The 24,461-nt window shown below is 56.6% G+C and carries 22 protein-coding genes and 1 riboswitch; of the genes, 9 read left to right on the forward strand and 13 right to left on the reverse strand.

Going from position 1 to position 24,461, the window contains the following annotated elements; genetic code table 11:
• Positions 1–11: 11 nt before the first annotated feature.
• Genes AB8818_RS11840 through AB8818_RS11860 form a run of 5 tightly spaced genes read right to left on the reverse strand, consistent with a single transcriptional unit; the run spans position 12 to position 4,673 of the window.
• Complete coding sequence (locus AB8818_RS11840) at positions 12–887, reverse strand: MurR/RpiR family transcriptional regulator (RefSeq protein ID WP_192982706.1); 876 nt, start codon at positions 885–887, stop codon at positions 12–14.
• The gene (locus tag AB8818_RS11845; RefSeq protein WP_163329690.1) at positions 884–1,834 is read right to left on the reverse strand and encodes an iron-siderophore ABC transporter substrate-binding protein; all 951 of its coding nucleotides are present in this window, start codon (positions 1,832–1,834) and stop codon (positions 884–886) included. Before AB8818_RS11845 ends, AB8818_RS11840 begins: the two co-directional genes overlap by 4 nt.
• A 9-nt stretch (positions 1,835–1,843) precedes the next feature.
• The gene (locus AB8818_RS11850; RefSeq protein ID WP_192982709.1) at positions 1,844–2,884 is read right to left on the reverse strand and encodes an iron ABC transporter permease; all 1,041 of its coding nucleotides are present in this window, start codon (positions 2,882–2,884) and stop codon (positions 1,844–1,846) included.
• On the reverse strand, positions 2,881–3,864 hold the full coding sequence (locus AB8818_RS11855) for an iron ABC transporter permease (RefSeq protein WP_163329692.1): 984 nt from the start codon (positions 3,862–3,864) through the stop codon (positions 2,881–2,883). Before AB8818_RS11855 ends, AB8818_RS11850 begins: the two co-directional genes overlap by 4 nt.
• Positions 3,861–4,673 (reverse strand): ABC transporter ATP-binding protein, encoded by an 813-nt coding sequence (locus AB8818_RS11860; RefSeq protein WP_116342275.1) that lies wholly within the window; start codon positions 4,671–4,673, stop codon positions 3,861–3,863. The genes AB8818_RS11855 and AB8818_RS11860 overlap by 4 nt, the downstream gene beginning before the upstream one ends.
• Before the next feature lie 384 nt (positions 4,674–5,057).
• Between AB8818_RS11860 and AB8818_RS11865 the strand changes: the two genes are divergently transcribed.
• A complete protein-coding gene (locus tag AB8818_RS11865; protein WP_192982712.1) occupies positions 5,058–7,196 on the forward strand; it encodes a TonB-dependent siderophore receptor in 2,139 nt (712 codons plus the stop codon).
• A gap of 83 nt (positions 7,197–7,279) precedes the next feature.
• Here AB8818_RS11865 and parE read toward each other — a convergent pair whose 3' ends face one another.
• The 5 genes from parE to nudF are packed head-to-tail and all read right to left on the reverse strand — an operon-like array spanning position 7,280 to position 11,688.
• Entirely contained in the window at positions 7,280–9,172 is a 1,893-nt protein-coding gene (parE, locus tag AB8818_RS11870; RefSeq protein WP_192982714.1) for a DNA topoisomerase IV subunit B, read from the reverse strand.
• 28 nt (positions 9,173–9,200) lie between these two features.
• Positions 9,201–9,782 (reverse strand): esterase YqiA, encoded by a 582-nt coding sequence (gene yqiA, locus AB8818_RS11875; protein ID WP_023331317.1) that lies wholly within the window; start codon positions 9,780–9,782, stop codon positions 9,201–9,203.
• A complete protein-coding gene (gene cpdA / locus AB8818_RS11880) occupies positions 9,782–10,609 on the reverse strand; it encodes a 3',5'-cyclic-AMP phosphodiesterase (RefSeq protein ID WP_116342076.1) in 828 nt (275 codons plus the stop codon). The genes yqiA and cpdA overlap by 1 nt, the downstream gene beginning before the upstream one ends.
• 27 nt (positions 10,610–10,636) lie before the next feature.
• On the reverse strand, positions 10,637–11,059 hold the full coding sequence (locus tag AB8818_RS11885) for a DUF1249 family protein (protein ID WP_061097042.1): 423 nt from the start codon (positions 11,057–11,059) through the stop codon (positions 10,637–10,639).
• Positions 11,056–11,688, reverse strand: a complete 633-nt coding sequence (gene nudF / locus AB8818_RS11890; protein ID WP_116342078.1) for an ADP-ribose diphosphatase — start codon at positions 11,686–11,688, stop codon at positions 11,056–11,058. The genes AB8818_RS11885 and nudF overlap by 4 nt, the downstream gene beginning before the upstream one ends.
• Positions 11,689–11,892: 204 nt before the next feature.
• On the opposite strand from nudF, the gene tolC reads away from it, so the two are divergent.
• The 3 genes from tolC to AB8818_RS11905 all read left to right on the forward strand — a co-directional run bounded on the left by tolC (position 11,893) and on the right by AB8818_RS11905 (position 15,363).
• Complete coding sequence (gene tolC, locus AB8818_RS11895; protein ID WP_116342080.1) at positions 11,893–13,374, forward strand: outer membrane channel protein TolC; 1,482 nt, start codon at positions 11,893–11,895, stop codon at positions 13,372–13,374.
• 160 nt (positions 13,375–13,534) lie between these two features.
• Positions 13,535–14,200 (forward strand): DUF1190 family protein, encoded by a 666-nt coding sequence (locus tag AB8818_RS11900; RefSeq protein ID WP_028014445.1) that lies wholly within the window; start codon positions 13,535–13,537, stop codon positions 14,198–14,200.
• 2 nt (positions 14,201–14,202) lie between these two features.
• Entirely contained in the window at positions 14,203–15,363 is a 1,161-nt protein-coding gene (locus AB8818_RS11905) for a glutathionylspermidine synthase family protein (protein ID WP_192982719.1), read from the forward strand.
• Positions 15,364–15,456: 93 nt separating this feature from the next.
• Here AB8818_RS11905 and ygiD read toward each other — a convergent pair whose 3' ends face one another.
• The gene (gene ygiD / locus AB8818_RS11910; RefSeq protein WP_116342086.1) at positions 15,457–16,245 is read right to left on the reverse strand and encodes a 4,5-DOPA dioxygenase extradiol; all 789 of its coding nucleotides are present in this window, start codon (positions 16,243–16,245) and stop codon (positions 15,457–15,459) included.
• 439 nt (positions 16,246–16,684) lie between these two features.
• On the opposite strand from ygiD, the gene AB8818_RS11915 reads away from it, so the two are divergent.
• From AB8818_RS11915 to AB8818_RS11930, 4 genes are all read left to right on the forward strand, one after another.
• Positions 16,685–17,245, forward strand: a complete 561-nt coding sequence (locus tag AB8818_RS11915; protein WP_116342088.1) for a fimbrial protein — start codon at positions 16,685–16,687, stop codon at positions 17,243–17,245.
• 73 nt (positions 17,246–17,318) lie between these two features.
• On the forward strand, positions 17,319–19,757 hold the full coding sequence (locus AB8818_RS11920) for a fimbria/pilus outer membrane usher protein (RefSeq protein WP_192982851.1): 2,439 nt from the start codon (positions 17,319–17,321) through the stop codon (positions 19,755–19,757).
• A 9-nt stretch (positions 19,758–19,766) separates the two neighbouring features.
• Positions 19,767–20,528: a molecular chaperone gene (locus AB8818_RS11925; protein ID WP_116342092.1), complete on the forward strand. Its 762-nt coding sequence runs from the start codon at positions 19,767–19,769 to the stop codon at positions 20,526–20,528.
• Positions 20,512–21,573 carry a type 1 fimbrial protein gene (locus AB8818_RS11930; protein WP_192982721.1) on the forward strand — a complete coding sequence of 354 codons (1,062 nt, stop codon included), beginning with the start codon at positions 20,512–20,514 and terminating at the stop codon, positions 21,571–21,573. Before AB8818_RS11925 ends, AB8818_RS11930 begins: the two co-directional genes overlap by 17 nt.
• 44 nt (positions 21,574–21,617) lie before the next feature.
• Here the strand turns inward: AB8818_RS11930 and ribB are convergent, their stop codons facing one another.
• A complete protein-coding gene (gene ribB / locus AB8818_RS11935; RefSeq protein WP_116342096.1) occupies positions 21,618–22,271 on the reverse strand; it encodes a 3,4-dihydroxy-2-butanone-4-phosphate synthase in 654 nt (217 codons plus the stop codon).
• 105 nt (positions 22,272–22,376) lie between these two features.
• Positions 22,377–22,527: riboswitch (FMN riboswitch) on the reverse strand.
• Positions 22,528–22,648: 121 nt separating this feature from the next.
• On the opposite strand from ribB, the gene ubiK reads away from it, so the two are divergent.
• A complete protein-coding gene (gene ubiK / locus AB8818_RS11940) occupies positions 22,649–22,945 on the forward strand; it encodes a ubiquinone biosynthesis accessory factor UbiK (protein ID WP_192982724.1) in 297 nt (98 codons plus the stop codon).
• A gap of 77 nt (positions 22,946–23,022) precedes the next feature.
• On the opposite strand, the gene hldE is transcribed toward ubiK, so the two are convergent.
• The gene (hldE, locus tag AB8818_RS11945; protein WP_116342100.1) at positions 23,023–24,453 is read right to left on the reverse strand and encodes a bifunctional D-glycero-beta-D-manno-heptose-7-phosphate kinase/D-glycero-beta-D-manno-heptose 1-phosphate adenylyltransferase HldE; all 1,431 of its coding nucleotides are present in this window, start codon (positions 24,451–24,453) and stop codon (positions 23,023–23,025) included.
• Positions 24,454–24,461 lie beyond the last annotated feature (8 nt).

Below are 24,461 nucleotides of genomic sequence, written 5' to 3' on the forward strand. Positions count from 1 at the left end.
AGCCGGGGAAATCAGCTGCTTTTCTTCCCCGGTTTTAACCCACGATGTAACTCGTTGATGCGCTTCATCGACTTGATGGTGCGCTGCGGCTCGGTGGAGGCCACGGATAAAATAATCATCTCCAGACACAGCAGCACCGTGCCGTGGAGCGGGATTTTACCTTTCTCGCCGCCGCGTGGGACGTGGATCACCACGCTGGCCTCTTTGCTGAATCGCGAGTCGATGGCATTGGTCAGCAAAATCGTGGGAATACCCAGCCGTTTTGCTTCGCGCAGCGTGGTTTGCCCTTCCCGGTGCGCGGATTTTTGCGCCATCATGATCAGCACATCCCCGCGCTGGAGCCCGATCAGCTGCTCGGCCAGCCCTATTCCGGTACGGTTAAGCGGCGTGGCGGGTAGCCCCATCCGGCTAAAGAGTCTGGCGGTGTATTCGGCCAAAATCCCGGACGCGCCAATCCCAAATATGGCAACCTGCCTCGCCTGCGCCAGCAGCGAGACCGCCTGCGCCATCGCGAAGCGGTTATGGGGTTCAGACAACACTTCACAGGTATGCTGATGCCCCTCCAGCACGAAATCAATGCTCGCATTGACGTCGCTGGTCAGCGTATTTACCGTGGTGGAGATCTTTTCGCTGGAGGTCACGACCGGGCCAAACCACTGCTCCAGCGTCTGCTTCAGATCGCGCAGCCCGGCAAAACCCAGCGCCTGGATGGCGCGAACGACGGTGGCATCCGACGTTTTCAGCAGCGTCGCGATCTCCATTGCCGTCTGTTCCATCACCGCTTCCCGATTTTCATTGATATAGCGCGCCACCTGCAGCAGCCGAGGCGTGAGCTGGTGCGATCGCAAGCGGAGGCGGTCCCCGAAGAGATCAACTTTACGGCTCATCGTGACGCCTCCGGCAGCGGACGTCCGGCAATATGCGACTGCACCTGCGCGGCCATCAGCCCTAACGAGGCGAACGAGTTCGAGATGGCCTCTTCACGCGAGATCAGCACGTAATGTCCGGTCCGACAGGCATTCAGGAACTGGCACCAGCCCGGCATCACTGCATCCATCGCTGCCAGCTCATCCTGCGGTTTGCCGCCCGTATCCCCGCGCCAGGTGGCGAAAACGAAATCGGCATCCAGTTCCGGCAGCCGCTCGGCGCTGACGTCAATGCGCCCCCCTTCCGGGATGGACTCAATCAGCGGCGGGAAGGTGAACCCGGCATCACGCAGCACGCGCCCCAGCGAGTGGTAGCTGTGCATGGCGTTGATTTTCCCCTGATTGGCCTGAATCACCGACACGCTCACCTTGCGGGTATCAATCGTCGCCTTCAGCGCCTTAATTTGCTCCTGATAGCGCCGCTCCAGAATCCTGAGCCGCGCCTGCGTTCCGGTCAGCTGCGCCAGCTTGCGGTAGATCTCCGGCGCGCCGCCGTCGAGATGATCGATGCTCACCGTCGGGGCAATTTTCTCCAGCTGTTCCACCGGGGTGTTGCGCGTCGGTTCGGTAACGATCAGGTCCGGTTTTGCGGCGGCAATGGCTTCGATATCGATATCCGCAGTGCCGATAAACTTGATGTCGGAATTATCGAAGTCGACGCCGGTCAACATGCCGCTGGAACGCAAGAAGTGGCTGCCATCCGGCCGGGTGCGGCCATGGCTCGCCACCGGCGGTACGCCAAGCTCAATTAACGGAATGGTAATGTCCAGGTCGTGTAACGAGACGATCCGTTTCGGATGCACCGGCACCACCACCTTACGGTTCAGATCGTCAGTAAACGTCTGCGTCGGCTCGGCCGCGCTCGCCGCAAACCCCACCAGCAACAGCATCGAAAACAGTATGCGCATGTTAACCCTCTAAAATCTGTCCCGACGCTGCCAGAGCAGCAGCAGGAAAAATGGTCCGCCAATCAGTGAAATCACAATTCCCGCCGGCAGCTGCAGCGGGAGGAATGCCAGCCGCCCGACGTTATCCGCCAGCAGCACCAGCAGCGCCCCCAGCACGGCACTACCCGTCAGGAGCGCCGTTTGCCCGCCGCGGAGCAGCAGGCGCGCCATATGCGGCGCAATCAGCCCGACAAAACCAATGCTCCCCACGCAGGAGACGCAGGCCGCCGTCAGCACTACCGGAGCGAGAACCCTTAGAAGCGCCAGCCGCTGCGCGCGCACGCCAAGGCCCGCGGCGGCGTGGTTGCCGAGCAGCGCCACGTCGGCAGCGCGGGCGGTAAGCAGCAGCAGCGCAAACGCCGGAAGCGTCCAGACAGCGGCAATGCAAACCAGCGTCCAGTTTGCGGCGTGCAGGCTGCCCGCCAGCCACAGCATTGCCGTCTGCACGTCGCGCACGTCCGCCGTGGTCATAAAAACGCCCATTACGGCGGCAAAGACCCACGACACGCCGATGCCGATCAGGATGAATCGCGGACGTGAGATATCGCGCGCCAGGGCCATCACCAGCAGCGCGGTGAGCAGCCCCCCGGCCATGCCGACCAGCGGCCGCCAGGCCAGGCCCAGCGCCGGGAACTGAAATATCAGCAGCAGTACCGCCGCGCTACAGCCCTCTTTCACCCCGATAAGCCCCGGATCGGCCAGGCCATTTCGGGTAATAGACTGCATTGCCGCCCCCGCCATACCGAGCATCCCACCGCACAGCGCCGCCATAAGCAGGCGCGGCAGGCGGATATCCATCACGATATAGCGCGCCTCCGCCGTCAGGCTTTCTGGATAAAACAGCGCACGCCCGATGGCGGAAGTCGGGATGGGCAGAGAACCATGCGTCAGGCCAAAACCTACCAGCAAGCAGGCTGCCAGCGTCAGCACGGCCAGATACGCCAACGCCTTTGGACGGACCAACGCCGAGAAGGCGCCAACCCGAAGCGCACGCAGTCCGGCACGGTTCATTTGAACATCCTCGAGGCCATGAAGATAAAGACGGGGGCGCCAACCAGCGCGGTCATGATGCCGGTTGCCAGCTCCCAGGGCGAAAACAGCGTGCGGGCAGCGATATCCGCCAGCAGCAGAACCAGCGCCCCGCACAGGGCGGACAGCGGCACCATCACGCGCAGATCGACCGACACCAGACGGCGGACGAGCTGCGGCACCACGAGCCCGATAAAGCCGATCGGCCCGGCAATGGAGACTGCCGCACCGCAGAGCAGCGCGATGGCCAGCAGAGCGAACAGCCGGGTTTTCAGCAGCGATACGCCAAGCCCCTGCGCCATTCTGTCGCCCAGCGCCAGCATGTTGAGCGAGGGCGACAGCCAGAGCGCCAGCGCAAAGCCCACGCCAGCCACCCACAGGGCAGCGGCAATCGTTTCACCGCTGACCCCCGCCAAATCCCCCGCCAGCCAGGTGCGCATGGCGAGCAGCGTCTGTTCATCCAGGATGAGCACCGTGGCGGTAATTGACGAGACAAATGCCGACATCGCCACGCCGCACAGCGTGACTTTCATCGGCGTAAGCCCGGTGCGTCCGGACGAGGAGAACGTGAGCACCAGCAGAAACAGCGCCGCGGCTCCGGCGGCGGCAATCAGCGGGCGCCCAAACGGCAGCGTCATCCCCAGCGCGCTCGTCAGCACCACAGCCAGTGCTGCCCCGGCGTTGAGCCCCAGAATATGCGGTTCGCCGAGCGGGTTGCGGATCGTGGATTGCAGCAGCACGCCCGCCACGCCGAGCGCGGCGCCCGTCACCATCGCGGCGCAGAGGCGCAGCAGTCTGAGTTTGATAATGACGTTATGGTCGAAGTTACGCGGATCGAAGTGGAAGAGTGCTTCCACTACCGTTTGCGGGGCGATAAGGCGGGCGCCGATCCCCAGATGGGCAATCGCGCCCGTTGCCAGCAGCACGGCGAAAATCAGGAAAGCCAGAGAGGTGCGCATCATGGCTGTTTTGCGACCTGGCGAAACGGCATAAAGAACGGTTTACCGGTCAGCGGATTGATGGACATATGTACGTCGACATCAAACACCGCTTTAATAAGCTCAGGCGTGCAGGCGTCTCCCTCATGCAGTACGCCCTCAACTTTTCCCTGGCGTAAAAAGACCAGCGAATCGCCGTAGTTTACGGCGAAGTTAAGATCGTGCAGTACCACCACCACGGTACGTCCATGCTCGCGCGTCAGCGTATGCAGCAGTTCGAGGATCTCCACCTGATAGCGGAGATCGAGGAACGTGGTGGGTTCATCCAGCAGGATATACGGCGTTTGCTGCGCCAGCGCCATGGCGATCCAGCAGCGCTGACGCTGGCCGCCGGACAGGCTTTCCACGGGCATGTGGGCAAACTCTGCCGTACCGGTCAGGCGCAGGGCCTCTTCCACAGCCTGCTCGTCCTCGTCGCTCCACTGGCGCATAACGTTCTGCCAGGGAAAACGCCCGCGCGAGACCAGCTCAAAGACGGTTAACCCTTCCGGCAGCAGCGGAGACTGCGGCAGGATGCCAAGCTGGCGGGCGACGGCTTTCGTCGGCTGCGCGTGGATCGCCTTGCCGTCGAGAACCGCCGCGCCGCCAAGCGGCTGGAGCAAACGCGCGATGGTACTCAGCAGCGTGGATTTTCCGCAGCCGTTCGCCCCCACCAGAACGGTGATTTTCTGCTGGGGGATCGCAAGGGAAATATCATCAACGATGATTTTTTTCTGATAACCGGCGGAAAGATTCTCCAGAACCAGCCCCGGTTTTGTCGTGTTGTGAGCCACGTGCATGCCAACGTAATAAAAAAGGGAAACAAATATAAATAAAAATCATTCTCTTTTGAGAGTTTGAGGCCGCGCCATGTAGTAGTCAAGAGAAGAAACACCCTGAATAAACCAGGGGTAAGGGAGCGTTACTACACTGACAGGTAAAACATTAAGTGCCTAATTTTCAATAAGTTAATTGGTTATTACTGCGCTTTTCCGTTACGTTTCATAGATGTAGCCGATTTTTATCTTTTTTCATTTACTACTACATTTCCGCATGATTGAATGATTCTCAATTACATGTTCGATGCCGGTTCTGGCTAACGAGCAGACCATAAAGGGCAATGACTCACACGTTCTTCCGTGAATATGCTTCACGGATATTTTGGGATAACAGATGTAATGGCTACGTTCACACCTTCACTCTCTGGGGTAAAAGGGCGCGCGCTCTTTTCACTGCTGTTTATGGCGCCGCTGGTGCAGGCAGCAGACACCACGGCTAAAGACGGCGAAACGCTTACCGTCACCGCCGATCCAAATACTACGGCGGAGGCCACCAACGGCTACCAGCCGCTGAACACCTCCACCGCCACGCTGACCAACATGCCGATGCTGGATATCCCGCAGGTGGTGAATACCGTCAGCGATAAGGTGCTGGCGGATCAGCACGCCACCACGCTGGATGAAGCGCTCTATAACGTCAGCAACGTGGTGCAGACCAACACCCTGGGCGGTACGCAGGATGCCTTTGTACGCCGCGGGTTTGGCGCAAACCGCGACGGCTCGATCATGACTAACGGCCTGCGCACCGTCCTGCCGCGCAGCTTTAACGCCGCAACCGAACGCGTGGAGGTGCTCAAAGGCCCGGCCTCGACGCTTTACGGCATTCTCGATCCGGGCGGCCTGATTAACGTCGTCACGAAGCGCCCGGAGAAGACCTTCGGCGGCTCGATTTCTGCCACCTCTTCCAGCTTTGGCGGCGGCACCGGACAGGTCGATGTTACCGGCCCGATTGAGGGCACGCGCCTGGCGTATCGCCTCACGGGCGAGTATCAGGACGAGGACTACTGGCGCAACTTCGGCAACGAACGCAGCACGTTTATCGCCCCGTCGCTGACCTGGTTCGGCGACGATGCCACCGTGACCGTGCTCTATTCGCATCGCGACTATAAGACGCCGTTCGATCGCGGAACGATTTTCGATCTCAACACCAAACAGCCAGTGAATGTCGATCGCAAAACCCGCTTTGACGAGCCGTTTAACGTGACCGACGGGCAGTCCGATCTCGCTCAGCTTAACGCGGAGTATCGCCTCAACAGCCAGTGGACCGCGAAGTTCGACTACAGCTACAGCCAGGATAAATATAGCGACAACCAGGCCCGCGTTATGGCCTACGATTCAAAAACCGGCACCCTGACCCGCCGGGTGGATGCGACCCAGGGCTCGACCCAGCGCATGCACAGCACCCGTGCGGATCTGCAGGGCAACGTGGATATCGCGGGCTTTTATAATGAGATCCTTACCGGCGTGTCGTATGAAAATTACGATCTGCTGCGCACGGACATGATGCGCTGTAAGAACGTCAAAGGTTTCAATATCTATAATCCGGTTTATGGCAAACTCGACGAGTGTACAACCGTCTCCGCCGCTGACAGCGACCAGACGCTCAAGCAGGAGAGCTACTCGGCCTACGCTCAGGATGCCCTGTACCTGACGGATAAATGGATCGCCGTCGCCGGGCTACGCTACCAGTATTACACCCAGTACGCGGGCAAAGGCCGTCCGTTTAACGTCAATACCGACAGCCGCGACGAGCAGTGGACGCCAAAGCTGGGGCTGGTTTACAAACTGACGCCAGCAGTCTCGCTGTTTGCCAACTACTCGCAGACGTTTATGCCGCAGTCGTCCATTGCGAGCTACATTGGCGACCTGCCGCCGGAAACGTCGAATGCGTATGAAGTGGGCGCAAAGTTTGACCTGTTCGACGGTGTTACCGCCAACATTGCGCTGTTTGACATTCACAAGCGCAACGTGCTGTACACTGAAAGCATTGGGGGCGAAACCATCGCCAAAACCGCGGGCCGCGTGCGCTCTCAGGGCGTGGAGGTGGATCTTGCGGGGTCGCTGACGGAGAACACCAACATTATCGCCAGTTACGGCTATACCGACGCGAAAGTGCTGGAGGACCCGGATTACGCGGATAAACCGCTGCCGAACGTGCCGCGCCACACCGGCTCCCTGTTCCTGACCTACGATATTCACAATGCGTTTGCCGGGAATACCCTGACGCTCGGCGGCGGCGGGCACGGCGTAAGCCGTCGCTCGGCAACCAACGGTGCGGATTATTATCTGCCGGGCTATTTCGTAGCGGATGCGTTTGCGGCGTATAAGATGAAGCTGCAGTATCCGGTGACGCTGCAGGTGAACGTGAAGAACCTGTTTGATAAGACCTACTACACGTCGTCCATTGCGACCAACAACCTGGGCAACCAGATTGGCGATCCGCGCGAGGTGCAGTTTACGGTGAAGATGGAGTTTTGACGTAAAAAAGCCCGGTGGCGCTAGCGCTTACCGGGCCTACGATCCATTCCCTCTCCCTGGGGGAGAGGGTTAGGGTGAGGGCATCAGGCCTCGATATCCGCCATATCGCCTTTCTCCTGCAGCCAGTTACGTCGGTCTTCCGAACGTTTTTTGGCAAGGAGCATATCCATCACGGCGTTGGTTTGCTGTTCGTCTTCGTCGCTGATCGTCAGCTGCACCAGGCGGCGCGTGTTCGGATCCAGCGTCGTTTCGCGCAGCTGCATCGGGTTCATTTCGCCCAGCCCTTTAAAGCGCTGCACGTTTGGTTTGCCCTTCTTACGCTTAAGCTGCTCCAGCACGCCCGCCTTCTCTTCTTCCGTCAGCGCGTAGTAAACCTCTTTGCCAAGGTCGATACGGTACAGCGGCGGCAGCGCAACGTGGACGTGGCCGTTTTTCACCAGCGTGCGGAAGTGCTTCACGAACAGCGCGCACAGCAGCGTGGCGATATGCAGACCATCGGAGTCCGCATCCGCGAGGATACAGATCTTGCCGTAGCGCAGCTGGCTCAGATCCTCGCTGTCCGGATCGATACCGATCGCAACGGAGATATCATGCACTTCCTGCGAGGCCAGCACTTCGTCTGAAGAGACTTCCCAGGTGTTCAGGATCTTACCCTTGAGTGGCATGATCGCCTGATATTCACGATCGCGCGCCTGCTTTGCCGACCCGCCCGCCGAGTCCCCTTCCACGAGGAACAGCTCGGTACGGTTGAGATCCTGTGCGGTACAGTCGGCCAGCTTGCCCGGCAGCGCAGGGCCGCTGGTCAGCTTTTTACGCACCACTTTTTTGGCGGCGCGCAGACGACGCTGGGCACTGGAGATGGCCATTTCAGCCAGCATCTCAGCCGCCTGAACGTTCTGGTTCAGCCACAGGGTAAACGCATCTTTCACCACGCCGGAGACGAACGCCGCGCACTGACGTGAGGAGAGACGCTCTTTAGTCTGACCGGCAAACTGCGGATCCTGCATTTTCACGGAGAGCACGTAGGCGCAGCGATCCCAGATATCTTCCGCCGACAGCTTCACGCCGCGCGGCAGAATGTTGCGGTATTCGCAGAACTCGCGCATCGCGTCCAGCAGACCCTGACGCAGGCCGTTGACGTGCGTACCGCCGAGCATGGTCGGGATCAGGTTGACGTAGCTCTCAGTCAGCAGCTCGCCGCCTTCCGGGAGCCACAGCAGCGCCCAGTCCACGGCTTCGGTATCGCCGCTAAAGTTACCGACGAACGGTTTTTCCGGCAGCGTCGGCAGGCCGTTTACCGCTTCGCACAGGTAGTCGTTCAGACCATCGGCGTAGCACCAGGTCTGCTCGGTGTTGTTGACGTGGTCTTTAAAGGTGATTTCCACGCCCGGACAGAGCACTGCTTTGGCTTTCAGCAGGTGCGTCAGGCGAGAAACGGAAAAACGTGGGCTGTCGAAGAAGCTTCCGTCAGGCCAGAAGTGGACGCTGGTACCGGTGTTGCGTTTACCGCACGTGCCGACGACCTGCAGATCCTGCACCTTTTCACCGTTTTCAAACGCGATGTTGTACACCTGACCGTCGCGGCGGACGTTGACTTCCACGCGTTTGGACAGGGCGTTCACCACGGAAATCCCCACGCCGTGCAGGCCGCCAGAGAACTGATAGTTTTTGTTGGAGAACTTACCGCCCGCGTGCAAACGGCAGAGGATCAGCTCAACGGCGGGCACGCCCTCTTCCGGGTGGATATCCACCGGCATGCCGCGACCGTCGTCGATAACTTCCAGCGACTGATCGGCATGCAGGATGACGTCAACGCGTTTGGCATGGCCCGCCAGCGCTTCGTCCACACTGTTATCAATAACTTCCTGGCCCAGATGGTTTGGGCGCGTCGTATCGGTGTACATCCCCGGGCGGCGGCGAACCGGCTCAAGCCCGGTGAGGACCTCAATGGCATCAGCGTTATAGGTTTGCGTCATGATTTAAACTAGCAATTCGCATTGATTGTCAGTGGCTGTGCAGTCCAAGAAAATCGACAATCTGGGTGAAATGATTCTCAAAGCCCGTGAAAGCATGGTTTCCGCCCTCTTCTATAGTCTGGCGGCAGGAGGCGTAGTATGCCACTGCCTGGCGGTAATCCAGCACTTCATCACCCGTCTGCTGCAGCAGCCAGATGAGATCCGGCGCTTCAAGCGGGTCGACCTGCATAACTTTGAGATCGTAAATATGGCGTGACTCTAGCACATATTGCTGCCCGGTGTAGGGGTTCTCGTTTTCACCAAGAAAGTCCCTCAGCAACTCAAACGGCCGAACCGCCGGATTAACCACAACGGCCGGCAGCATAAAGCATTGTGAGAGCCAGGTGGCATAGTATCCGCCCAGCGATGAGCCGACCACGCCAAACGATTCACCGCCGTGTTCAAGCACGATCGATTCGAGCATTTCCGCCGCCTCTGCCGGGTATGGTGGCAGCTGCGGGATGATCATCTCAACATGGGGGTGATGTTCGCTCAGCCACTGGCGAAACTGCGTCGCTTTTGCGGAGCGCGGCGAGCTGTTGAATCCGTGCAGATAAAGGAGCGTAGACATCAGTAGCCTTCTGAAGCGGTATCCGGTCGGAACTCTGCTCCCGCCAGGCGGCAGACTTCCGTGGTCAGCGTGCCGTCGGCATGCAGTTCCAGCCAGCGCCAGCCCGGCGCGATGGTATCCAGCGTAAAGTTGGCGCAGTGCGGCTTAAACTGCACGCAGGTCGACGGCGTCGCCAGCATGCGGCGTCCGTTCCAGTCGAGATCCTGTTCCTGATGAATGTGCCCGCACAGCAGATTTTTCACCCGTGGGAATTTCGCCAGCACGCTATCCAGCGCCGCGGAGTTGCGCAGGCTGTGTTGATCCAGCCAGCTGCAGCCCGCCGGTAGCGGATGATGATGAAGTAACAGCAGGGTGTGACGTTCAGGCTCAGCAGCCAGTTTGGTCTCAAGCCAGTCGAGCTGAAACTCGCTTAACTCACCGTGCGGGACGCCAAACACCTGGCTGTCCAGCAGCAGGATCTGCCACTGTTCACCCGCAAAAACACATTTCGCCGGAGAAATTCCCGCATCCTGAAGGGCGCTGTACATCGCGGGCTGGAAGTCATGGTTTCCGGGCAGCCAGACGCAGGGCACGCTAAAGCTCGCGATGCCTTCAGCAAAATGCTGGTAGGCCGCGGAGGATTGGTCCTGCGCCAGATCACCCGTTGCGACAATCAGGTCGCAGTCGCGATGTTCAGCGTGAATGGCGCTCAGTACCGCCTGATAACTCTCCCAGGTATTAACCCCAAGCAAAGTTTCATGCTTTTCGGCAAAAAGGTGGGTATCGGTGATTTGTAATATCCTGACTGGCGCCCCACCAGCAACAGTCAGGTTCAACAGGCTTTCCAAATGGTGTCCTTAGGTAGGTTTATGACGCTAACAAACCGGAATCGCCATTGCTCCATGTGCTAAACAATATCTTAGCCAGTCGGCTAAAAACTGGTTAATTTGATGCTTTTCGTCGCGTTGATGCAACTTTTTATTCGGATAATCATACCGCGCCTTGAAGCGAAAGATCTGCTGACTTGAACACACTTCAGCGACCATCGCGTCGTGATAGAGACGCACCGTCATAGACGGCAGGCTCCAGTAGCTGATGCTGGGTGCCGTTTGCTCAATGTCCACCAGCGTAGTGTAGCGCGTTGATTCTGTTATCGTTAACCGATACTGCGCGTTGCTCACCTGATAGCTTACCGTTTCGCCGGGTGCGTCGTTTCTCGGCAGCAGGCGGCGCAGCTGGGCGAAATTGGTTTCGCACAGGCGCATCATTTCTGGGAAGTCAGGCGTATAGCGCTTCATTTTTTCCACTCGTTTCGTAATGTCTGATAATGCAGCTGCAGCCATTGCAGGGCGATGACAGACGCTGCGTTGTCGATTAAACCCTCTTCTACCCACTGATAAGCCTGCTCCCGGCTCACCACATGAACCCGAATATCTTCGTTTTCATCAGCCAGGCCGTGAATACCTTCTGCGGTCGTGGCGTCCACTTCGCCCACCATAATGGACAAGCGCTCGCTGGTGCCCCCCGGGCTTGCCAGATAACTCAACACCGGTTTTGTGCGGCCAACCACCAGCCCGGCCTCTTCCAGCGCCTCGCGACGGGCGACGTCTTCAACTGACTCGCCCTCTTCGATCATCCCGGCCACCATCTCCAGCAGCCACGGGCTTTCGCTGGTGTCATACGCGGCAATGCGGATCTGCTCCACCAGCACGACTTCGTCACGCACTGGGTCAAAGGGTAGCAAGACAGCCGCATGCCCGCGCTCAAAAATTTCACGTCTGATTTCGCCGCTCATTTCGCCGTTAAACAGGCGATGCCTGAAACGGTAAAGATCCATCGAAAAAAAACCGCTATAAAGCGTTTCTCGTGCAATAATTTCTACATCGTTTTTGGCGAATGTCACGGGCAACTTTTCTGGTTTTTGCATGAGTCGAGTCCTGGTAGCAATGGTGATGAAATTGTGAATTTCAAGGCTGTTTGGCTGCCGTTTGTAAGGCTATATGGTAGATTGGTGCAAATTACCGCCAGATGGCACGTAACGCCAACCTTTTGGTGTGGATGATTCTGTTAGAATCGGCAATTATTTTTTAATTAGATCAGCGCTAATACTGCTTCACAACAAGGAATGCAAATGAAGAAATTGCTCCCCATCCTTATCGGCCTGAGCCTGACGGGCTTCAGTGCAATGAGCCAGGCGGAAAACCTGTTACAGGTCTACCAGCAGGCACGTCTGGGCAACCCTGATTTACGTAAATCAGCGGCCGATCGTGATGCTGCGTTTGAAAAGATTAACGAAGCGCGTAGCCCACTGCTGCCGCAGTTAGGTTTAGGTGCAGATTATACCTACAGCAACGGTTTCCGCGACGCTAACGGCGTTAACTCCAATGCTACCAGCGCCTCACTGCAATTAACACAGACGCTGTTTGATATGTCCAAATGGCGCGCCCTGACCCTGCAGGAAAAGAGCGCGGGCATCCAGGATGTGACCTATCAGACCGACCAGCAGACGCTGATCCTGAACACTGCAACCGCGTACTTCAACGTGCTGAGCGCCATTGACGCGCTCTCCTACACCGAAGCGCAGAAACAGGCGATCTACCGCCAGTTAGATCAAACCACTCAGCGCTTCAACGTGGGTCTGGTAGCGATCACCGACGTGCAGAACGCCCGTTCACAGTATGACACCGTGCTGGCTAACGAAGTGACCGCGCGTAACAACCTCGACAACGCGCTGGAATCCCTGCGTCAGGTGACCGGAAATTACTACCCTGAGCTGGCGTCCCTGAACGTGGACAGCTTCAAAACGGATAAGCCGCAGGCCGTTAACGCCCTGCTGAAAGAGGCGGAAAACCGCAACCTGACGTTGCTGCAGGCGCGCCTGAGCCAGGACCTGGCCCGCGAGCAAATTCGTCAGGCGCAGGATGGCCATCTGCCAACTCTGAGCCTGAGCGCGTCGACCGGCGTCTCTGATACCACCTATAGCGGCTCTAAGACCAACTCTGCTCAGTATGACGACAGCAATATGGGTCAGAACAAAGTGGGCCTGAGCTTCTCCCTGCCGCTGTATCAGGGCGGGATGGTTAATTCCCAGGTGAAACAGGCGCAGTACAACTTTGTTGGCGCGAGCGAGCAGCTGGAAAGCGCGCACCGCAACGTGGTGCAGACCGTTCGCTCTTCCTTCAACAACGTCAACGCCTCCATCAGCAGCATCAACGCCTATAAACAGGCCGTGGTGTCTGCACAGAGCTCCCTGGACGCGATGGAAGCCGGTTACTCCGTGGGTACCCGCACCATCGTTGACGTGCTCGACGCGACCACCACGCTGTACAACGCGAAGCAGCAACTCTCAAGCGCGCGTTACCAGTACCTGATTAACCAGCTGAACATCAAGCAGGCGCTCGGTACGCTGAACGAGCAGGATCTGCAGATGCTGAACAGCGCGCTGGGCAAACCGGTCTCCACCTCTCCGGACAGCGTTGCGCCGGAGAACCCGGAGCAGGTTGCCGCCGTTGATAACTTCAACGCTAACGGCAGCGAGCCTGCTGCGCAGCCAGCGGCAGCGCGTACTACTACTACGTCCGCCAGCAAAGGCTCTAACCCGTTCCGTAACTAAAGTTGTTATCACGCCCTCTCCCACCGGGAGAGGGCGCATCTGCATCCCCTCGAACGTAAGCCAACGTAAAGATCCCCCTGATTCCGCCTCTCTTCGCTTCATTTTCAACCACTCATCCACTATCCTGAGCGTTATTACCACTGGGTCCTGGAAGACAAACATGAAACGGACAAAAACGATCAATCACGCGTCGTTCCGCAAAAGCTGGAACGCACGTCACCTCACCCCTGTTGCGCTGGCAGTAACCGCTGTCTTTATGCTGGCAGGCTGTGAGAAAAACGACGAAACGGTATCGCTGTATCAAAACGCGGACGACTGCTCTGCCGCAACCGGCCAGGCAGCAGAATGTAAAACCGCCTACACCAACGCGCTGAAAGAAGCGGAACGCACCGCGCCAAAATACGCCTCACGCGAAGACTGCGTGGCGGAATTTGGTGAAGGTCAGTGTCAGCAGACGCCGGCTCAGGCAGGTACTGCGCCGGAAAATCAGGCGCAGGCGCAGTCCAGCGGCAGCTTCTGGATGCCACTAATGGCAGGCTACATGATGGGCCGCCTGATGGGTGGCGGTGCAGGCTATCAGCAGCAACCGCTGTTTAGCTCGAAAAACCCGGCCAGCCCGGCTTATGGTCAATATACCGATGCCAGTGGCAAAGGCTACGGCGCAGCGACGCCGGGCCGCACCGTGACCGTTCCGAAAACCGCGATGGCGCCGAAGCCTGCAACCACCAGCACCATCACCCGCGGTGGGTTCGGTGAGTCTGTGGCGAAACAGACCAGCATGCAGCGTAGTGCAACAGGCACTTCTACTCGCTCAATGGGCGGCTGATCATGGAACGAGTCGGTATTACCGAGCGCCCGGACTGGCGCGAAAAAGCCACCGAATACGGTTTTAACTTTCACACCATGTACGGGGAGCCGTACTGGTGTGAAGATGCTTACTACAAACTGACGCTCGACCAGGTGGAAAAACTGGAAGAGGTGACGGCCGAGCTGCACCAGATGTGCCTGAAGGTTGTGGAAAAAGTCATCGACAGCGACGCGCTGATGACCAAATTCCGTATTCCGAAGCACACCTGGAGTTTCGTCCGGCAGTCGTGGAAAACGAATCAGCCCTCGCTTTACTCTCGCCTCGATCTGGCGTGGGACGGCGTGGGTGAACCGAAGCTGTTAGAAAACAACGCAGATACGCCAACCTCCCTTTATGAAGCGGCGTTCTTCCAGTGGATTTGGCTGGAAGATCAGATAAACGCCGGAAACCTGCCGGAAGGCAGCGACCAGTTCAACAGCCTGCAGGAAAAGCTGATTGAGCGTTTTGCCGAGCTGCGGGAGCAGTTTGGCTTCAACCTGCTGCATCTTGCCTGCTGCCGCGACACGGAAGAAGACCGTGGTACGGTTCAGTATCTGCAGGACTGCGCTGCTGAAGCTGAAGTGGCGACCGAGTTCCTCTATATCGAGGATATCGGCCTGGGGGAAAAAGGTCAGTTTACGGATATGCAGGATCAGGTGATCAGCAACCTGTTCAAGCTCTATCCGTGGGAATACATGCTGCGCGAAATGTTCTCCACCAAGCTGGAAGACGCGGGCGTGCGCTGGCTGGAACCGGCATGGAAGAGCATTATCTCTAATAAAGCCCTGCTGCCGATGCTGTGGGAGATGTTCCCGAACCATCCTAACCTGCTGCCAGCGTATTTTGCGGAAGATGATTTCCCGCCGATGGAAAAATACGTCGTTAAACCGATTTTTTCCCGCGAAGGGGCGAACGTCTCAATTATCGAAAACGGTAAAACGCTGGAAGCGGTTGAAGGACCGTACGGCGAAGAAGGAATGATCGTCCAGGAATTCTGGCAACTGCCGAAGTTTGGCGACAGCTATACGCTGATTGGCAGCTGGCTCATCAACGATCGGCCCGCCGGGATTAGCATTCGCGAAGACCGCGCGCTGATCACGCAGGATTTGTCACGGTTCTATCCGCATATCTTTGTGGAGTAAGACTGCGGCCTTGTGCCCTCACCCCAGCCCTCTCCCACTGGGAGAGGGTGCAAACACTAAAAACGGCAACCTGAGGTTGCCGTTTTGCTTTTATTATCCCACCTGCACCGACAGCATACTCAAACTGCCCATCTCAATGCCGTCAACCGGAATAGTAACCGGCTCCTGACCGTCCCATGCGCCCAAAACATAAAGCAGCGGCAGGAAGTGTTCCGGCGTCGGGTTAGAAAGCGAACCGCCTTCGTGATCCAGATAGTTCACCAGCGGATGCTCCTCAACCGGGCCTTGCCAGGTCAGATTCGCTTTGACGTAGTCGTTAAAAGCGGCCGCCCACGGGTAAGGCGTATTCTCACCGTGCCAGCGCGCCGTGCGCAGGTTATGCACCACGTTGCCGCTTGCCACCAGCATGATGCCTTCATCACGCAGGTTCGTCAGCTTGCGGCCCATCTCCAGATGCCAGGCTGCCGGTTTAGTGCTATCGATGCTCAACTGCACCATCGGGATATCCGCATCGGGGTACATTTTTATCAGCACGCCCCACGAGCCGTGGTCAAAGCCCCAGGCTTCTTTATCCAGCGCGACCGGGACAGGAGCCAGCAAATCCACCAGCTTTTGCGCCAGCTCAGGCGATCCTGGAGCCGGATAATGCGTATCGTACAGCGCCTGCGGGAAGCCGCCGAAATCATGAATGGTCTTTGGTGCTTTCATGGCGGTCACGCCAGTGCCACGGGTGAACCAGTGCGCAGACACCACCACAATCGCCTTCGGTCGCGGCAGCGTCTCGCCCAGATGACGCCAGGTACGGGTATAGACGTTGTCTTCCAGAACGTTCATTGGGCTACCGTGGCCTAAAAACAGGGCCGGCATACGGGAAGAAGACATGGTGGTATCCTTAGAGAAGATGTCAATTTGATGGTTCTACATTACGCGCATTCAGATAAAGATGAACGCAGATAACCATGAAGATCATCATCAGGAAATTTGAATGTTTTCACGTTTAATTAAGGCATTCTCATTAGACTTTACTGTCAGGATGTGACATAAAGATAAAACTAAAATCTTTACCAGTAATTGGTATCAATTATTGTCAATTTTTACCGGCTAAAAAATATGTCAAAAAAAGTAACATTATTATCGCAGACCCGTGCCTAAATAATGAGAATCAGCCTACACTTACATTCATCAGATGCTATATATCAAGATGTACTTAAAATAAGTTTAAGCTATAGTAATCGCATTCTCTCTCCGTCCTCCCGTATACTTAATTTGCATCCTGAAATTAATATTCAGAGTATGAATTCATTTGAAAAAGGATATTTTCATGTATATGGGTAAAAAAGTACTGTTAGCGGTTGCGATGGCTGCCATTGTATCGGGTTCTGCCTTCGCGGAAGAACAGGGTTCAGGCAAAATTAAATTTAAAGGCGTGGTTATTGATGCACCATGCAGCATTGCACCGGACAGCGTTGACAAAGAAGTTGACCTGGGTGAAGTGACCACTGCCGTTATTAATGCCAACAAAAAGTCTACTGCTGTTCCGGTTGATATTAACCTGGAAAACTGCCAGCTTGACGATCCTGCTGATGAGACCGACACGCCAATTACCAAAGTCGATGTCACCTTCACCAGCGCAGCAACAGACGCGACTGACACCAGTCTCATGACCAACACCTATGCCAGCGGCGCACAGAACGTGGGCGTTCGTTTGCTGGATAACGCCGAATCCAACATCACGCTGGGCGCGGCTAATGAAGTTGATCTGCTGGCAGGCTCCACTACTCAAACGCTGCACTTTAAAGCGTTAATGGAAGTGCCTGCAGGTAAAACCGCGACTGCCGGCCAGGTAGAAGCCACCGCCAACTATGTGCTGATGTACAAATAATACTACGCGACAAAACAGACCGACTGGCTTAATGCGTCAGTCGGTCCGCAACATTATTTTGAGTAACAGGATGATGACATATAAATTACAAAAAACAATCATCATTGCGTCCCTGTTAATGACGAAATTCACCTACGCCACTGAATTTAATATCAATGCCATTGATAAAGACCAGCGAGGCAGCGTCGATCTTTCTCTTTTTAAAGATGAAATAGCCGTCATACCCGGAAGCTATTTTGTTACCGTTTCTATTAATGACGTTCCACTGGCGAACGGATGGCAGCTTAACTGGAAAGCGTTTAATGATTCAGTACAGGTATGTATTCCGTCTGAACTGGCTGATACCTTTGCACTAAAAGATGATATTCGTAACGCTTTACCCGAAAAAGACGGATGCATTGATTTCACCTCCCGGCCCGATATTACCTTTACGTTTGAGCAAACAACCCAAACGTTAAAAGTTACCGTTCCGCAGGCATGGCTGCAGTATCGTGCCGCTGACTGGATGCCTCCCTCCACATGGGACAACGGCGTGCCGGGCGTATTGCTGGATTACAACCTGTTCGCCAGCCATTACCAGCCCAATAACGGATCGGCCTCGGATAACGCCAACACCTACGGGACCGCCGGTGCCAATATGGGGCCATGGCGGTTGCGCAGCGATTATCAGTACTCACAAACGCATACTGACGCCGGCTCTGAACATGACGGACGTTTTTCCCGTGTTTACATGTTCCGCCCCTTGCCTTCACTCGGGGCGAAGTTGACCCTTGGCGAAACGGATTTTCAGTCTGCCATTTTTGATGCGTTTACCTATACCGGCGCCTCCCTGATCAGCGATGAACGCATGCTACCATGGTCCCTGCGGGGTTACGCGCCACAAATTACCGGGATTGCGCAAACCAACGCGACGGTCACGGTCAGCCTGGCCGATCGCGTGATCTATCAAAGTAAAGTTCCGCCGGGACCGTTTGTTATTCAGGATCTTAACCAGTCGGTACAGGGCACACTGGACGTCAAGGTGACAGAAGAGGATGGGCGCGTCAGCACCTTCCAGGTCTCGGCAGAATCGGTGCCGTTTTTAACGCGTAAAGGTCAGGTTCGCTATAAGCTGGCGGCCGGAAAAGCGCGAAAAGACGCGTCTCATGACGTTGAAGATAACGCCTTTATGAGCGGTGAATTCTCCTGGGGTATGCTGTCACAAACCTCCCTTTATGGCGGTTCGCTCGCCGATGGCGATCGTTACCGGTCCGTTGCCGCCGGGATCGGACAAAATATGGAGTACCTGGGCGCCCTCTCTTTTGACGTGACGCAGGCGACCAGCCGGTTGCCCAATCAGAATAGCCAGACAGGTTACAGCTACCGCTTTAACTACAGTAAACGTTTCGATACCACCGGCAGCCAGCTTACGCTCGCCAGCTATCGCTACTCAGACCCGCAGTTTCTCAGCTACGCCCGTTTTCTGGATGATGACAATAACGACCGCCAGTCAGAAAAACAGACGCTCAGCGTGACGGCAAGCCAGTACATTTCAGCGCTATCGCTCAACCTCTATGTCAACATGCTGCGTCAAACCTGGTGGAATGACACCCCCTCCACAACGGGCAGCGTGACAGCAGGCTATAACTTTGACATTGGTCGCTGGAAAAACCTGGGCGTCACCGTGTCGTGGAGTAAAACGCACTATGAAGACGAAGACGACGATACGCAGTTCTACCTCTCACTGAGCGTACCGCTCGACCCCGATCATCGTCTGAATTACGACCTGCGTAACGGCGACAGTCTGAGTCAGAACGTTTCGTGGTATGACACATCAGACCGCAACAATACCTGGGGTATTTCCGCAGGTACCGAGAGCGAGAAATCAGATGCCGGCGCGCAGGTGAGCGGTAACTATCAACATTATTCTCCATATGGCGACCTGAATCTCTCCGGGAGTTATAAGGCTAATGAATACAACTCCCTGAGTGCCAGCTGGAATGGCTCCTTCACCTCAACGGCCAAAGGCGCTGCGCTGCATCGTCGCAGCTACGGTAACGAGCCGCGTGTGATGGTCAGTACCGACGGCGTAGGCAACATCCCGCTGAACATGTCGCGGGATGAAACCAACCGCTTTGGCATTGGCGTTTTACCGTCCATTTCCAGCTATTCGCCCTCCAGCGTGCAGGTCAATATGAACAATCTGCCCGACGGCGTAGACGTGGACACCCGCGTTGTGACTTCAACCTGGACAGAGGGCGCCATCGGGTACCGTCAAATTGCAACCCGCGCAGGCAACGATATTACAGGCATCTTACGTACGCCGTCCGGCACGCCGCCGCTGGGGGCGATTGTTCGCCTGCTGGATAACGATCGACAGATTGGAATGGTCGCGGATGATGGCCACGTCTGGCTGGGCGCCGTAGAGCCAGAACAGCAGTTCCGCGTAACGTGGGGGGACAATCAGCAGTGTCGCTTCGCGTTACCTTCACAACTCGAAAACAGTATGCAGTTGATACTGCCATGTCAGTAAGAAATCATGATGAAATTCACCCTACTTAAAAACCTGTGCCTGATGCTTATCGGCACCGCATTTGCCAGCCACGCAGCCGTTAACCTGGACCGCACGCGCATTGTCTTCCCGGAAAGCGACAAGGCCAGCAGCCTGAAGATAGAAAACCAGAGCAAAGCGCTGCCCTATCTGGCGCTCTCCTGGATTGAAGATGAGAAAGGCCGCAAGGAGGATACGCACTTCATGGCGCTGCCTCCGATTCAACGCATTGAAGCGGGCTCCGCGTCGCAGGTCAGGATCGTTAAGCAAGCGGCCACCGGCCAGTTACCAAAAGACAGGGAATCCCTGTTCTATTTCAACCTGCGCGAAGTGCCGCCAAAAAGCACCAGCGCCAGCGAAGAGCGCAGCGTCATGCAGGTGGCGATGCAGAGCAGGATCAAACTGTTCTGGCGTCCTAAAGCAATTACCAAAAAGCCCGGCGAGCAGGCAGAAATGCGGATGGAAATTTCAGCCACCGCGAAAGGGCTGACTATACATAACCCGACGCCGTACTACATCACCCTGGCCTGGCTCAGTAAGAATGCCAAAACCATGCTGCCGGGCTTTGACAGCCTGATGCTTGCACCCTTCGCAACGGCAACAACCTCTACCGGTGACTACCACGGTAATTATTACAGCATCGGCTATATCGACGATTACGGTGCGTTGAAAAAAGTCGACGTGCAGTGCGCGGGTACAGCGCACTGCAAACTAACCGAACGGAAGATCGAAAAAGATGCGAAATCTCGCTAATGTCCTGTTTATTTTGCTGGTTTCTGCACTGCCGTTAAAAGAGGCGCTGGCGCTGGACTGCTATCTGGGCGGCTCCGGCGGTCCCGTTGAGGAGACCAAAACCATCTCGCCGTTCGCCATTCCCAGCAATGCGCAGGTGGGCGAAAAAATTTGGGAATCAGATGACATCAAAATTCCGGTGACGTGCAACCACAACGTTGTCGGCGGTTTTGAACAAGAAGATATCTTCGCCTGGGTAAACCCTTATCCTGCCGCATCGGATCCCTATTATGAACTGGGCGTGACCTATGAAGGGATGGATTACGATGCAACAGGCCAGCCTAACGGCGTCGATACCCGCCAGTGTCTGGACAACCAAAACATCACGATTTATACCCCGGCGCAGATCCGGCAGATGGGCTGGGAAAACCTGATCTGCTCCGGTAATCCGGACGATATCCATACCTCGCGCACCTTTGTTGCTCGCCTGCGCTTATACGTCAAAATCAAAGCGATGCCGCCCCACGGCTACGTCAGCTCCCTGGGCGATTACATCGTTGTCCAGTTTGACGGAAAAGGCGGCGTGAACCAGATGTCGGACGCGAAAAACCTCAAATATCACATCAACGGTCTGCAAAACATTACCGTGCTGGATTGTGGGGCGACGTTCAGTATTTTCCCGGAGAATCAGGAGATCGATTTTGGCACCTTCAGCGCGCGCGATATTGTGAATCAGCAGACGCGTAGACGAACCTTTTCGGTGAAGACGACGAAGGTGCAGGATGCACAATGTTCAGATGGGTTCAAAATGGATTCGTCGTTCTATACTACGGAATCGCTCACCGCTGAGGACACGGCATTACTTATTGGGAATGGCTTGCAGTTGAGAATACTCAACGGAACTCAGCCCTACACCTTTAACCACTATGAAGAATATGCCGATTTTACGGGCAGCACGCTGCACTATCAGCAGGATTACACCGCAGAGCTGTCACCCGTAGAAGGAAAAGCTATCCAGTCCGGTCCTTTCGAAACCGTGGTGTTATTCAAAATTAACTACCACTAGCAACAAAAAAGCCGGGTTTCCCCGGCTTTTTCACATCAGCAACTTCAGCTGGCTTTGCGCTCGTGCGCCTGGCGGTACTCCACCAGATCTTCAATCGTCACCACCGGCATGTTGTGCAGACGCGCAAAGGTGATGCACTCCGGCGCGCGCGCCATGGTGCCGTCATCATTAGTGAGTTCGCACAGCACGCCAGCCGGTTTGAAGCCAGCCAGCGTCACCAGATCGATGGTCGCTTCGGTGTGGCCACCACGGGTCAGCACGCCGCCCGGCTGCGCACGCAGCGGGAAGACGTGGCCTGGACGGTGGAGATCGGATGGTTTTGCGTCATCGGCAATCGCTGCACGCACGGTCGTCAGACGGTCAGCCGCCGACACACCGGTAGTCACGCCATGGGCCGCTTCAATGGTCACGGTAAAGCCGGTCCCGAAGGCGCTGGTGTTGTTTTCAACCATCATCGGCAGATCGAGCTGCTGGCGGCGGTCTTCGGTAATACACAGGCATACGATGCCGCTGCCGTGACGGATGGTCAGCGCCATCTGCTCAACGGTCATGTTTTCGGCGGCAAAAATCATGTCGCCTTCGTTTTCACGGTTTTCATCGTCAAGCACCATCACACCGCGGCCTTCGCGCAGTGCATCCAGTGCATGTTCAACACGTTGAATTGAAGTGCCAAAAGAGGAAAGTAGCGTCTGATTCATGGTAAAAAAACCTCATTAACTTTATGGTTACCAGAATCAGGGCAGTCTTAGGAGCGCCGTACAAGCGGCAAAAAAATAACGTGAGCGGGCCATGCCCGACTGGATCGTTACTCTCTCCCATCCGGACTCTAACCGTCGGCCCCGGAATTACACCGGATCTGCTGACCTTTGAGAATTCACTCAAAGCGCTCGCGGGCTTTCAGCATGACGCTGATTTACCGCCGGTGGGGAATTTCGCCCCGCCCTGAGAATAAGCGAGATAACTATAACGCTATTGATTAACCTGGGCAATGCATAAGCTTCAAACAAATCTGCTTTATCCTGGGTCATGACGCGCTACAATGTTCATCAACACCGACTTATCAAGGGAAGCCATTATGATTGACCCGAAAAAAATTGAGCAGATCGCGCGTCAGGTTCATGAGTCCATGCCGAAAGGCATTCGTGAATTTGGTGATGACGTAGAAAAGAAAATCCGCCAGACGCTGCAGGCGCAGCTGGTTCGCCTTGATTTAGTCAGCCGCGAAGAGTTTGACGTGCAGACCCAGGTTCTGCTGCGCACCCGCGAGAAGCTGGCGCTGCTGGAACAGCGTCTGAGCGAGCTGGAAAACCGTAATGCACCGGAAGAAGTGAAGCCAGCACCGGCTATTCCACCGGTGGACGACCAGGGATAAGTGCGGCCTAATGCCCTCACCCCAGCCCTCTCCCACAGGGAGAGGGTGAAAAACGAACGGGCCAACAGGCCCGTTTTTTACTGACTGTCTTTCTGGATCTTCTTGATGATGTTGGTGGTTGAGCACCCGTCCTCAAAGTTGAGCACCATCACTTCACCGCCGTTGGCCCAGACCTCTTCGCTGCCCGCGATTTGCTCCGGTTTGTAATCCCCGCCTTTTACCAGCAGGTCCGGCAGAATGCCGGCAATCAGGCGCTGCGGCGTGTCTTCTTCAAACGACACCACCCAGTCCACCGCTTCCAGCGCACCGAGCACGATCATACGCTGCTCCAGTGGGTTCACCGGACGCGTTTCGCCCTTCAGGCGCTTCGTCGACGCATCGCTGTTGACCGCCACAATCAGGCGGTCGCCCAGCTTGCGCGCGTTCGCCAGATACGACACGTGGCCCGCGTGCAGAATGTCAAACACGCCGTTGGTCATCACCACTTTTTCACCACGCTTGCGCGCGGCGGCAACGGCCACCTTCAGCTCGTCTTCGGTCATGACGCCAAAACCGGTGTCGGCGCGGCCGCGCACCGCGTTTTCCAGTTCGATTGGCGAAACAGTTGAGGTACCCAGTTTCCCCACCACCACGCCCGCCGCGGCGTTAGCGAAGTAGCATGCCTCTTCCAGGGAGTTACCCGCTGCCAGCGTCGCCGCCAGCACGCCGATCACCGTATCGCCGGCACCGGTCACGTCGTACACTTCCTGCGCCTGGGTTGGCATATGCAGCGGCGCCTTGCCCGGCTGCAGCAGCGTCATCCCCTGCTCGGAGCGGGTCACCAGCAGCGCAGAGAGCTCGAAGTCAGCAATGATCTTCATGCCGCGCTCAACCAGTTCGTCTTCCGATTTACACTTGCCCGCCACCGCTTCAAACTCGGAGAGGTTTGGCGTCAGCAGCGTCGCGCCACGATAGCGCTCAAAATCGGTGCCTTTCGGGTCGATCAGCACCGGTACGCTGGCTTTGCGCGCCAGCTGAATCATCGTCTGCACGCTCGCCAGCGCGCCTTTGGCGTAGTCGGACAGCACCAGCGCGCCGATATTACCCAGCGCCTGGTTGATACGCTCGTGCAGCGGTTCAGGATCGACGCCTTCAAAGCCTTCTTCAAAATCGAGTCGGATCAGCTGCTGGTTGCGCGACAGCACGCGCAGTTTCGTAATCGTTGGGTGGGTCGGAACAGAAACGAAGTCGCACTTCACGTTCACGTCCGCCAGCGACTTGCTCAGCGCGCGCGCCGCATCGTCGATGCCGGTCAGGCCCACCAGACGCGAGTGCGCGCCCAGAGAGGCAATGTTCATCGCCACGTTTGCCGCGCCGCCGGGACGTTCTTCAATGGTGTCGACCTTAACCACCGGCACCGGTGCTTCCGGGGATATGCGGCTGGTAGGCCCATACCAGTAGCGATCCAGCATCACATCCCCAACAACCATTACTCCAGCACGTTCAAACTCTGGCAGTGTTACTTTCATTCCTGACT

Source organism: Enterobacter sp. KB-280D8 (assembly GCF_041399405.1).
GTDB classification, from domain to species: domain Bacteria; phylum Pseudomonadota; class Gammaproteobacteria; order Enterobacterales; family Enterobacteriaceae; genus Enterobacter; species Enterobacter cloacae_N.